We start from the raw sequence: 12,010 nt of genomic DNA, 5'->3' as shown, positions 1-12,010 counted from the left end.
CCGGTTTTAATTTAAAGAAATGAAATGAAGCAGCTTGTGCCGGGTGCATTACAAATTTTCGCTGCAATTTTAATTGCTCTCCCCTTTTTATTCCCTCTCCGCGCAGCAGAGAGAAAAAAGCAGTGCGACAATTTTGAATGCCCCTGTACCGTGTATCAATTTTCAGGCTAAATTGTGATTAAATCCCAACTGGGACAATCCTTAGTAACCAGTATTTTGGTTTACCGGAAAAACCAGTAGAAATATGACACAAACGATTGTCCAGCAACGCTGGGTAAGGTTAATTCCCATTGCATTTATTACCTATAGTCTTGCATATCTTGACAGGGCAAACTTTGGATTTGCCGCTGCCGGGGGAATGGCCAAGGATCTTCAGATCACACCTGTAATGTCTTCTTTACTGAGCTCCCTGTTCTTTCTCGGTTATTTTTTCTTCCAGATACCCGGTGCGCTATATGCCGCCAATAAAAGCGCGAAGAAACTGATCTTTTGGTCGTTGATATTATGGGGAGGTCTGGCAGCAGCAACAGGAATGATAAGTAATGTGAATTTTTTAATTGTTATTCGTTTTGCACTTGGCGTTGTGGAAAGCGCGGTTATGCCAGCCATGATCATTTTTCTCAGCCGCTGGTTTACAAAATCGGAGCGGTCACGAGCCAATACTTTTTTAATACTCGGGAACCCGGTTACTATTTTATGGATGTCTATTGTATCGGGCTATCTTATCAAATCTGTTGGCTGGCGCTGGATGTTTATTATAGAAGGCGTGCCTGCCATTGTATGGGCTTTCTTCTGGTGGAAGCTTGTTGCAGATAAACCCCGCGACGCGAAATGGTTAAGCAATCACGAAAAAGACGCACTGGAAGAAAAGCTGCAACAGGAACAACAGGGTATTAAGCCTGTTAAGAATTACGCGGAAGCCTTTAAATCAAAAACAGTAATATTGCTTTGCCTTCAATATGCATTCTGGAGCATTGGCGTATATGGCTTTGTAATGTGGTTACCATCTATTATCAATGCAGCGCCCAACAGCGATATTGTTACTACTGGCTGGTTATCTTCTGTTCCTTTTCTTTTAGCTGCTGTTTCAATGCTGGTTGTTTCCTGGTTTTCTGATAAAATGCTTACCCGTAAAATTTTCGTGTGGCCGTTTCTGTTAGCAGGCGCTATTGCTTTTTATGCTTCATATCTTGCCGGAGAAAATAATTTCTGGCTGTCGTTTGCACTGCTGGTAATAGCCGGTGGCGCTATGTATGCGCCTTACGGTCCATTCTTTGCTGCCATAACAGAAGTGTTGCCCAGGAATGTATCAGCAGGAGCTATTGCGCTTATTAACAGCTTTGGTGCCCTGGGGTCGTTTGCAGGCTCATACCTTGTAGGCTATCTTAACGGAACAACCGGCAGTTTCAGCGCTTCGTATATTTTTATGGCAGGTTCATTATTGCTGTCTTCAGTTATCACCATTATAGCGCTCAAAAAAGAAAAGCCTGCTCAATAGAATGTATTTCCATTTTCGCAACATATTCGCTTCCCGGCAGATGAAATGCTGCCATGTATAAGAAAGAGCAAGTATCGCTGTATCCTTTGGTCGGCATACAAGTAACGATACTAATGTTCAGCGATTATACCATACTGAACATTGTGCCACAGTTTGTCAACTTAAGGAAGTATCCATATTTCTAATGACTGAAAAATTTCTATATGTAAAACTGATCCATCCGCTTAAGAAGGTGCGGAAAATATTTATTGAACAACCTGGAAAATACAGGCATTATTCCTGCTGTTTTTTCACAAAATCCTGCTGCAGTTTATCCAGGGCTTTTATATACCCGCCATTATCAAAAAATGCAGATGGATTATACCCATTACCGGGTTTATACTTTGTATGTAAATTAAACTGGCTTGCATGAGATGCCAGCCATATATCAAATTTTAATTTTCTCATAGCGCTTAAAGTATAGGCATAATCTTTTTCAATAGCAGGATATGCCGTTGCTTCCGGAAATTTTTTGTTGATAATGATGGAAGGCATATTCGCGATCAATACTACATAAGATCTTTCCTGATCTTTTGTGGTAAGCATATAACTGCACGAGCCTTTTGTGTGCCCGGGGTGATGCAGCAGGGTAATTTCTGTATTCCCCAGTTTAATAACAGCATTATCTTCCAGCAAACGGTCAGGAATTACCGGTTCAAAACTTATGCCCAGTCTACCCAGTTCATAATCTGTTACACCCCCGGATCTCAACACATCTGCGTCAGCTTTATCAGCCCAGAATTTTGCTCCAGTTTCTTTTTTTACGGCAGCCATCGCGCCAACATGATCAAAATGCGCCTGGGTGGTAAGCAGTATTTTTATATCGCTGAACCTGAAACCAAGCTCAGCGATATTTTTTTTGATCAGGGGCAAAGAACCCGCAAGCCCTGTATTAATAAGAATATTTCCCTTACCGGTAACTATAAGATAAGAGGCAAGATCATAAGTTCCTACATAATACACATCGCCGGCAATTCTGAAAGGTTTAAATGGTTCAGACCATTCTTCAGGGTTATGCTTTGGTTCATTAGCAGTTTGTGCATGTAGTTGACTGTTCAATAAAAGAAAAAAAACAATTATGAAAACAAGCATTCTGTTCATCATAAACTTCCATTAATATAATGTAAGCTACCTAAAATTCGAAAAGGATAATTTAAAGTTGGCAAATTGCTGAGTATATCCCTGCATCTGCTGCAACGCAGCTTTATTAACTTGGAATGTGCCCGCAATTCTTGTTGCCGATTAGGGTTGCCAGATCGTAGCTCTCAGGTGGTGTGGGTTTTCTTTTGTAGAATAATAGTACATAGCTACCATTTTTCCATCACTGCGACAAACAACGCGGGGATATCCCAAATCATTCAATTGCATATCTTCTGACCAAAAGCCATCCATAAGTATTTGCGGCTGACTCCACGTTTTCCCATTATCCGCACTGTATACAGTACGAATGGTGCCCTGGTTACGCTCTCCGTATACAACACACAAACGATCATCCCTGGTAAGTGCCAACGCAGGTGGATTACCGTTCTCACCTCCTGTATCAGCAATTTCAGATAAGAAGTTCCATGTTTTTCCACCATCGGTGGAAGTATAAGCATCAATCCAGTGCTTATCGTCGCCGCCTTTCACAATAAATTTCCTTCGGATTACAGATACAAGCGTGCCATCATGGAGTTTTTGGGATTGCGACATTACAGCACGGCATTCATCAGCATCCGGATTTTTACCAGCATCTTCAAATAAATTAACTTTTACAGATTTTCCTGCTGTATCAATGCCAGCAGGGCCTACAACCCAGCCTGAAAAATGGAAGGTTTTTCCACCATCATTGGTTTCAATACAGAAAAGTCTGTCAGAAGCAAACTCATCTTTTTTTCTCGCAGAAAAAAACAAAAGGCAGTTACTGCTGTCATTCACTATATAATCTGTTCTTGGAGTAAGCTCGTTTAATCCGGCACTGGTTAATTCAGACCAGTTCAGCACATCACCAAAACCATAAGGGCCCTTCCATGTTTTTCCCACATCATAGCTATAAAAAAAATGTGCTCTGCCATCGTTTGCGCCATGGTAACCTGCACCAACCACCCGCATTGCAAAACCCGGCTGGCTGTAATTAATGGATGTGTCAACAGATCTCAGCTCAGGTTTATCACCAAAGTCGCCGGCATAGTTTTCCGGGTCAGCAGCAGTCCATGTTTTACCACCATCAATGCTGCGTGCAAGCCAGTTCAGGTAAGGTTTCTCAGCATTATGTCCATCAGTTTTTTTATAGGGAGCTTCAATAAATCCTGTAACAATCTCATCATTATTAAAAATAAAGGCGGCACAGTTAGCCGGCCATCCTGCAAATCTCCCCTGCTGAGAATAAATGATAGTATGCTGTGTATCTTTTGCGTATTCCGGTTTGTCATTAATATGCTCATTACAGGAGGTAAAAAATAGCAAGGCAGTGGTTGTATAGTAGAAAAAATACTTCATAAAACTTCATCTGTTCATTTAATTTGAACGCAGATATGCCATTCAAAAAATCATCTGCATTTCAATTGTTGAAAAATTAAGTTGTGAAAATAGAGACCGTATTTAAGGATCTATACTCAATGCGCTGCCAGAGCGCTATGTTGAGGCAAAGGGGTAAACAAATATTTTACAGGAAAGCAGCTTATCGCCCGGACTTTTGTTCATGAAACTTAAAAGCGGTCATCACAATTGTTTTAGTCGATACGATAATTGAAATACAAACCACTGCAGAAAACCTGGCTGTATAAATTATAAAGTTGATAATTGTACCTACTCAAAAGCAATATACAAAACAGAAATACAGAGAATATTGCATAATTAATCTCAGGTTGAAGAAAAATATTAATGCGGGAGCGTGCACTCATTATCATTGTTCTTCAAAAGAGCCCAGCCACTTAACATTCTCAAATTTTACGCCGTCAACTTCTGCATAAGGATCAGCAAAAATATTGATTGGCGCTCCTTTCTGAGCAGGCGATAGAATCACATCACGCCCATGCGACAAGGTAAGATATAAATTACTCAAAGAACCAAACAGGTAATCGCGGAGTTCAGGGTGCTTATCAGCCTCTGAGGCATCAATGGTTATCCAACCCGGCTTGCCTGCATAAAAGCGTGCCCAGCAGTGCCAGTCTTTTACAATTCCTTTTCCTACACCTTTTTTAAGGGGTAGCCCAAAAACATGATCAGCAGGAATGCCTGCGTATCTGCATACACCAATAAAAACAGAATGATAGTCAGAGCAATCACCGGTTTTGCTATCACATGCCCATAGCACATCACCAATGCCTGCCCCTGGCGCTTTATAATCATACACCATATTATCGATCAGGTAATCATATGTTTTTCTTGCTGCTGCAATAGGATCTTCCGGTAATTTCAATTGTTGATACAACTTCTCAATAGGCCCCTTTAATGGAATAAGCCGGTTGTCAGTAAGGTAAACCTGCATATTGCTATTAACCGGGTTTGCACCGGTGGGCTGTATATGTTTGGCTTCAGGCACATTCTTTTCATTCAATACCAACCTGTAATTTAGTACTACTTTCAGCGTGTCGTTTGGATTGGCTTTTGCTAAACTGATCTTTTTGTATAATATTTGGTTGTTGTATTTCGCATCCCTTGTAATGTACCCTGTAGACTGGTCTCCGGGTAAAAGTTCTACAGTCTGCCGTTCATCAGAAACAGCAACAGGTATCCACCATCTTAGTTCCTTTGCACCTGCAGGCAGATTAGTAATATAGGTTGTATACGTCAGTTTAACATACCTGGTAGTATCAGCAAAAGCATTGCCTGCATAGGAAAAAAACACCATCATCAATAACAGCTTCATAATACAAGTTAACCTGGAAACAGAATGACACACAATCTAATAAAAAATAATCATTGATCCTTATAAAGGATGTATTGAAAATATCCTTGCATATTTTCCCCCAGGTGCAGGTCTGTAGCGCTGGAGCTGTGTGATAGCTGACCTGCTGCCTAAGCACAAGGCAATGCTACTAAACCTGTGCCTGAGCGCCACCAGGGTGCGGTTCGAAAAGTATGCAGATTCATTTTCGTACCTGTGTTAAATATCCACGAATTGTATTTATCTTCCTGATTAATTTCAGATAACCCGAAAACCATAAGCGTATTTTTAAATTTTGATAAGTGAAAGCACGATTAAGCAGGAAACTACCTGTTTGAATGGAATATATTTCTCATAGTCTGCGAATCCTATATCTTCTGCATCCTATTAAAAGCAAATAACCAGAACAACGCCCCTATATAATTATATTTAAAGAACGGTGTAAGCGTGATTTTCCGGAAAACCTTGACTCACTATTTTAGCTTCTCTCTACAATTTATAAAAACATGCAACACTTCTCACATCCTGTACTAAAGTACCTGGTTATTATTGGGGTTCTTATTTGTATTCTTAATGGATGCACTTCAAAAGAAATCAAACTAACAAAAGGATTGAAAGTACCCGAAGGATTCAGCATAGAAAATGCGGCTGACAGCGGGCTTGTATCTTATCCTATATTCGCTGGTTTTGATAATAATGGAAGACTCTTTACCTATGAATCGAATGGCACAACCACCTCCACAGAAGATGTATTGAAAAACCCCATTTTTCAAATACGGATTTTAGAAGATGAAAACGGTGATGGCATTTTTGACAAGAGTACGGTATTTGCAGACAACATTCCTTATGCAATGGGAGGCGCATTTTACAATGGCAGTCTTTATGTGGCGGCTCCGCCAGACCTGATTAGATTTAAAGATACCAATAACGATGGTGTTGCAGACGAACGGGAAGTAATTTTGAGTGGATGGACATTAAACCACAATGCCGCAACATTAAGCGGTCCCTATATGGGGCCCGACGGATGGCTATATTTAACAGACGCCAGGCGGGGATTTGATATTGTTACAAAAGAAGGGGATACGCTTAAGGGAAAAGGGGCACGCATCTGGAGATGCCTGCCTGACGGATCAAAACTTGAATCAATAGCAGGTGGCGGTTTCGATAATTCAATTGAATTAGCGTTTATGCCTTCAGGTGAAACCATCGGAACCATGACTTATTTTACCGACCCGCAGGGAGGCTTCAGAGATGCATTAATGCATTGGGTGGAAGGAGGAGTATATCCCAAACCTAACCAGGTTATTGAAGACGATAAGCTCATATTAACCGGCGATTTAATGCCCGTAATGACTAAAATGGCAAGGATCGCACCATCCGGTTTGATGCGCTATAGAGATAATGCTATGGGTGAAACATACCGTGATAATCTTTTCAGCGCCCAGTTTAATACTGGTAAAATCATGCGTCATATTGTTTTGGCTAATGGCGCCACCTATACTACGCAGGACGCTTCTTTTATGGAATCTGATAACAATGATGTACACCCGACGGATGTGCTGCAGGATGCTGACGGCAGTTTACTGGTGATAAATACCGGGGGATGGTTTATTGCAGGATGCCCGTTATCTGTAGTTGCGAAAACAGATGTTAAAGGAGCGATATACAGGATCAGGAAAGATAAAGCCCCAAAAACTAATGACCCCTGGGGGCGTAATATTGAATATGCTAAACTGGATAATACGGATTTAATACATTACATCTCAGATCAAAGATTTCCCGTAAGAGATAAGGCAGTTGAAGAAATCATTCAAAGAAAAGACGGCATTGTAAAAGACCTGGCAAAAGCGGTTCCGAAAATAAAAGATAACGAATACAGAGCTGCTGCTATTTTTGCAGCTTATCGCATAGGCACATCACAAGCGCTGCAAATAGTGAGGAATGCCCTGGAAGACAGCAGCAGTGCTATAAGGGTAGCCGCAGCAAGAGCGCTGGGGATGGCAAAAGATAAATCGTCAGTTAACAAACTCTCCCGACTGGTTGTAAATGATAAAGCACCGGTACAAAGGCAATCTGCAATTGCATTGGAACAAATAGGAGATACTGTTGCGGTTCCTGCATTAATCAATGCGGCTGCCAATGCCAATGATAGGTTTGTGGAGCACGCAGTGATTCATGCGCTTATTACTCTGAAAAATAGTAAACAACTGGAGGCGGCTTTGCAGCATCCCTCTCCTGCTGTTCGCAGGGCTTCGCTCATTGCACTTGACCAAATGCAGGGTAATCCGCTCCAAAAATCACAGGTATACCCATTTTTATTTGGAAAAGACAGCGTTCTTAAAGAAACAGGTATATGGGTTACAATGCATCATCCTCAGTGGGGAGATTTGGTGGCAGCATTTCTAAAAACAGCATTAACCCAAACTGATTTCTCTAAACAGGAACATAAAAGTATTAATAACCTGATGAGTAAGTTCAGTGATGACTCCCGTGTACAGGATTTAATTACATCAGCACTATTGCAGCGTGAATCAATTCATAAAAAAATATTTCTGCTGGATGTTATTGAAAGCAGTCCTGTAAAAAACATGCCGGACGCCTGGCTTCAGTTACTCAAAAAAATGTTACTGGATGATAGCAATATTGAATTACAATCACGCATTCTGAATCTTGTACAATTACGGGATATAAAGTCATTTGACAAAATTCTGGAAGGCATTGCCAACAATACTAAAATGGACCAATCCTTCCGGCTAAAAGCACTCGGGGTTATTATCAACAAGAAAAAAATACTGTCAGACAATCAATTTAAGATACTGGTGCAAAGTATAGATGCTTCAAACAAATCCATTGTAAGGCAACAGGCCGCCCGTATACTGTCAAACGCAAACCTCAGTAATGCACAATTAAATGTACTTGCAAAAGATATACTGCCTGTGGCTGACGCCTACCTGGTGCCGGAACTTGTAATGTCATTCAAAAGCGATTCATCCGAAAATACCGGCTTAGCAATGGTCGCATCACTTAAGAAGATACAAACCAAATTGGATAATCTACCGATGAAAGACTTTGAAAAATTTATTGCCAATTACCCTGTAAATGTTCAAACGCAGGCACAGGCATTGATTGCATTTTTGAAAGAGCAACAAAAAGAGCGGATTCAGCAACTTGAGCGATTAGAATCGTCTCTTCAAAAAGGAGATGTAGATGAAGGAAGAAGATTGTTTTTCGGAAAAGCAACCTGCTTTACCTGCCATGCTGTTGAAAATGAGGGGGGAGATTTCGGACCCGACCTCACTAATATTGGCGAAATAAGAGCCCGCCATGATATACTGGAAGCCATAGTTTATCCGGGTGTAAGCTTTGCAAGGGAATATGAAACGGTTAAAATAACAACGAGCGGCAATGTATTTACAGGAATTATTACAGCGCAAACCACTGACGCAATAACCATATCAACAGGACCTGGCGCTAAAACCCAAATACAGCGTTCAGATATTGTAGCTATGGAACAGGAAAATACATCAATGATGCCTTCAGGGCTAAATAAAATTTTGACGACAGAAGAGCTCTCCAACCTGGTTGCTTATCTTGAATCATTGCCTGACGGATTGGGCGCCATTAAAAAACATTAAAACATACATTGATTATGATAAAAATTCCAACATCTTTATTTCTTTTCTGCATAATGGCGTTGCAGCATATAACGGTTGTTGCTTTACCTGCTACTAAAAGAAACACCGATACAACGGTAATAAAATTATTTAATGGTATAGATCTGAATGGCTGGTATACTTTTATTAAAGACCGGGGAAAAAATACTGATCCCCAAAAAGTATTTACCGTAAAAAAAGGATTACTCCATATTTCAGGAGAAGAATGGGGATGTATTACTACAAATGATATTTACGAGAATTATACATTGTCTGTAGAATATAAATGGGGAGGGAAAACACATATACCCCGAAAAGAAAATGCAAGAGACGGAGGCATACTCGTACATTCAAATGGCGAAGACGGAGGATACTCAGGCACCTGGATGCATGGCATTGAATGCCAGATTATAGAAGGCGGTTCAGGAGACATGTTGGTGGTGGGCGATGGCAGTAAAAACTTTTCACTTACATGCACAGTAGCAAAGGATAAGCAAAAGAGCAGCTATGTTTTTCAAAAAAACGGAGAGGATACAGTCACTATCAACGGCGGTAGAATTAACTGGTGGGGACGTGATGCCGCATGGGAGGATGTTATTAATTTCAGAGGAAAACAGGATATAGAAAACGCTGTAGGAGAATGGAATAAAATAGAATGTGTTGTACGAGGCAGGGAAATTTCTGTTTACCTCAACGGTATTCTGGTAAACAGGGCGCTTGATGTTTATCCGGGAAGCGGCCGCATACAGATTCAATCAGAAGGAGCAGAAATGATCATCAAAAACATATTGCTGATTCCGCTTACGCCTGCCAGGTAAATAATTAACAGGCTGTATGCGCTGGCGCATGCAAGAAGTGATGGTGTTGTGTGTTGGCTGATCTGCTGCCTGAGCATTACTTGTTTCGCTATAATAATAGCCATGCTATTTATACTATACCTGTTTAAAAAATCAAGATAAGTAACAGTAAGCCAGCAGATCTGGCCTGGCGCAAGGCAATGCTGCCAAACCTGGGACAGAGTGTGATATATCCTGTGTTCGATTTTTCCTGGAAAACTGATTTTTGACGGTTTTAAATATCGAACTCCTCTGCTTAATAAGATCGTTCGGCTGACATATAGCCTGAATGTGGGTTTCAGCAAAATAAAAAACCGGAAAGAAGATAAAAATCTACTTTCCGGTTTGGTAGCCCCAAAGGTCGAAGACTCGAACCAAATTTTAGACGACTTGAAGTATTTAGCAACTTCTGGTGACATTTCCTGATTTATTTGGAATATTTTGGTTCGAGATATTCCTGATTGGTTCTGAAGAGGCAGATTAAAAGAAATTATTACCTAAGGAAAGAGCAGGATGCGTTTCATTGAATTATTGAGCCACACGTCTATCTTCAATCTTCAAATATCTCCATCTCACCATCCTGATTAAACCTACCCATTTGTACAGCTTTGCATTTTTCGGGTATATTAATCACTACATCCACATCATGTTGACAAGTGTTCGCTCCTCTAAATTTTCCATCTTTGGTGGTTTGAAATGTGTTGAAGTGCAATACAGAGGAAAAAGAAACCGGAACTTCCGAGATGATTCTCAAAACTTCCGGTGAGGTAGCCCTAACGGGAAAATTATCTGACCAAATCGTAGAGAATTTTTTGCAGTTCAGTGAATTGCCTGACTGTCATTCTGGCGGTGGGGAAAGAGAAAAATGAGTGCGTCCTCCACTTTTACTATCAAACCTTTTATTTCAAGTTCTTATTTTTCAAACAATCTCAAATATTCCTCAAATACAAATATCCTGTTACGTTTATATCCTGTTTGTTCTTTTAATATTCCCAAGTCACTAAAATCTTTAATGAGAACGTTAGCTGTTTGCTTAGTTATATCTAAACTATGCATAACATCTGCTACTGTAACTACCGGCTTACTATACAAATATGTAAGCAAAGATTTGGCATTGGGTAACCTCTTCCCTAATGATACAATGACTTCTTTCTCCAATTTATCCCGAAGGGCAATGATCCTGGCAAATGTTTCTATGGCAGTTCTTGCAGTTTCAATTATCCCCACTATAAAGAACTTCAACCATTGCTCTATTTTACTTTCTAATGAAACAGCCATTAAATTATTGTAATAATGTTGCCTGTTTTTTTCAATAAAGTCCGAAAAATATAATGTCGGTTTGTTCAATATTTTCTGATTGATCAGGTATAAGGTAATCAAAAGCCTTCCGATCCTTCCGTTACCATCCAAGAAAGGATGTATGGCTTCAAATTGATAATGCGCTATTGCAATCCTGACCAAATGTGGTACCTGAATGTTGTCATTATTCAGGAATTTCTCCAAATCACTTATACAATCCGGCACAAGGGAATGGTGTGGTGGCACAAAGACTGCATCATTAATAGTTGCCCCTCCAATCCAATTTTGACTGCTGCGAAATTCACCTGGCAACTTGTGCTTTCCCCTTACTCCTTTCAATAAAATTTTATGCGCTTCCCTTATTAATCTGGAAGATAGCGGTAGCGTCTTCATTTTTTTAATGGCGTAATGCATTGCTTCAATGTAATTCTGCACTTCCTGCCAGTCATCTTTTAGTTCAGGACTGATGTCTTTTGCTTCCAGAACAGCTTCGTCCATTTTTGTTCTTGTACCTTCTATCCGGCTTGATTGAGTGGCTTCTTTTACAATATGCATCCTGATAAAAACATCAACATCCGGAACAAAAGAAGAAAAAGCATTAAGCTCTCCGAGTTTTAAATTGGCTTCTTCTAAAAGAGTAATTATTTCGGGGGATGTTATTATCCATTCTTTATTGATAGGATTAGGGTTGAAACTCTTATATCCATGTTGTTTGCTAAACACGCCTGCTCTGTAATCTTTTAGGTACATTTCCGAATTTACTAAAAATTTTTATAGTCAAAGAAATTAAATTTTGTTTGACTATAATAATCTATAG

7 protein-coding genes are annotated in these 12,010 nt (G+C 40.1%); 3 read left to right on the top strand and 4 right to left on the bottom strand.

Annotated elements, in window-relative coordinates; genetic code table 11:
• Positions 1–244 precede the first annotated feature (244 nt).
• Positions 245–1,498, top strand: a complete 1,254-nt coding sequence (locus DC498_RS12575; RefSeq protein WP_116874512.1) for an MFS transporter — start codon at positions 245–247, stop codon at positions 1,496–1,498.
• Between the two features lie 273 nt (positions 1,499–1,771).
• Here DC498_RS12575 and bla read toward each other — a convergent pair whose 3' ends face one another.
• The 3 genes from bla to DC498_RS12560 form a co-directional block, all read right to left on the bottom strand.
• Positions 1,772–2,629: a subclass B3 metallo-beta-lactamase gene (gene bla / locus DC498_RS12570; protein ID WP_116874604.1), complete on the bottom strand. Its 858-nt coding sequence runs from the start codon at positions 2,627–2,629 to the stop codon at positions 1,772–1,774.
• 150 nt (positions 2,630–2,779) lie between these two features.
• The gene (locus tag DC498_RS12565) at positions 2,780–4,015 is read right to left on the bottom strand and encodes a sialidase family protein (RefSeq protein WP_116874511.1); all 1,236 of its coding nucleotides are present in this window, start codon (positions 4,013–4,015) and stop codon (positions 2,780–2,782) included.
• A 406-nt stretch (positions 4,016–4,421) separates the two neighbouring features.
• On the bottom strand, positions 4,422–5,387 hold the full coding sequence (locus tag DC498_RS12560) for a transglutaminase-like domain-containing protein (protein ID WP_116874510.1): 966 nt from the start codon (positions 5,385–5,387) through the stop codon (positions 4,422–4,424).
• Positions 5,388–5,911: 524 nt separating this feature from the next.
• Between DC498_RS12560 and DC498_RS12555 the strand changes: the two genes are divergently transcribed.
• Together DC498_RS12555 and DC498_RS12550 are read left to right on the top strand one after the other, a co-directional pair.
• A complete protein-coding gene (locus DC498_RS12555; protein WP_116874509.1) occupies positions 5,912–9,040 on the top strand; it encodes a PVC-type heme-binding CxxCH protein in 3,129 nt (1,042 codons plus the stop codon).
• Between the two features lie 14 nt (positions 9,041–9,054).
• On the top strand, positions 9,055–9,876 hold the full coding sequence (locus tag DC498_RS12550; protein WP_116874508.1) for a 3-keto-disaccharide hydrolase: 822 nt from the start codon (positions 9,055–9,057) through the stop codon (positions 9,874–9,876).
• A gap of 930 nt (positions 9,877–10,806) precedes the next feature.
• On the opposite strand, the gene DC498_RS12545 is transcribed toward DC498_RS12550, so the two are convergent.
• Positions 10,807–11,943 carry a Fic family protein gene (locus DC498_RS12545; protein ID WP_116874507.1) on the bottom strand — a complete coding sequence of 379 codons (1,137 nt, stop codon included), beginning with the start codon at positions 11,941–11,943 and terminating at the stop codon, positions 10,807–10,809.
• Positions 11,944–12,010: the final 67 nt, after the last annotated feature.

It is taken from the genome of Terrimonas sp., from assembly GCF_003075435.1.
GTDB lineage: Bacteria > Bacteroidota > Bacteroidia > Chitinophagales > Chitinophagaceae > Agriterribacter.
The sequence above is the reverse complement of the archived record's forward strand: the minus strand, read 5'-3'. Positions and strand labels throughout refer to the sequence as shown.

Coding starts and splice junctions, on each gene's coding strand:
- DC498_RS12565 (WP_116874511.1), bottom strand. CDS start 4,015: ATGAAGTATTTTTTCTACTATACAACCACTGCCTTGCTATTTTTTACC.
- DC498_RS12550 (WP_116874508.1), top strand. CDS start 9,055: ATGATAAAAATTCCAACATCTTTATTTCTTTTCTGCATAATGGCGTTG.
- bla (WP_116874604.1), bottom strand. CDS start 2,629: ATGCTTGTTTTCATAATTGTTTTTTTTCTTTTATTGAACAGTCAACTA.
- DC498_RS12555 (WP_116874509.1), top strand. CDS start 5,912: ATGCAACACTTCTCACATCCTGTACTAAAGTACCTGGTTATTATTGGG.
- DC498_RS12575 (WP_116874512.1), top strand. CDS start 245: ATGACACAAACGATTGTCCAGCAACGCTGGGTAAGGTTAATTCCCATT.
- DC498_RS12560 (WP_116874510.1), bottom strand. CDS start 5,387: ATGAAGCTGTTATTGATGATGGTGTTTTTTTCCTATGCAGGCAATGCT.
- DC498_RS12545 (WP_116874507.1), bottom strand. CDS start 11,943: ATGTACCTAAAAGATTACAGAGCAGGCGTGTTTAGCAAACAACATGGA.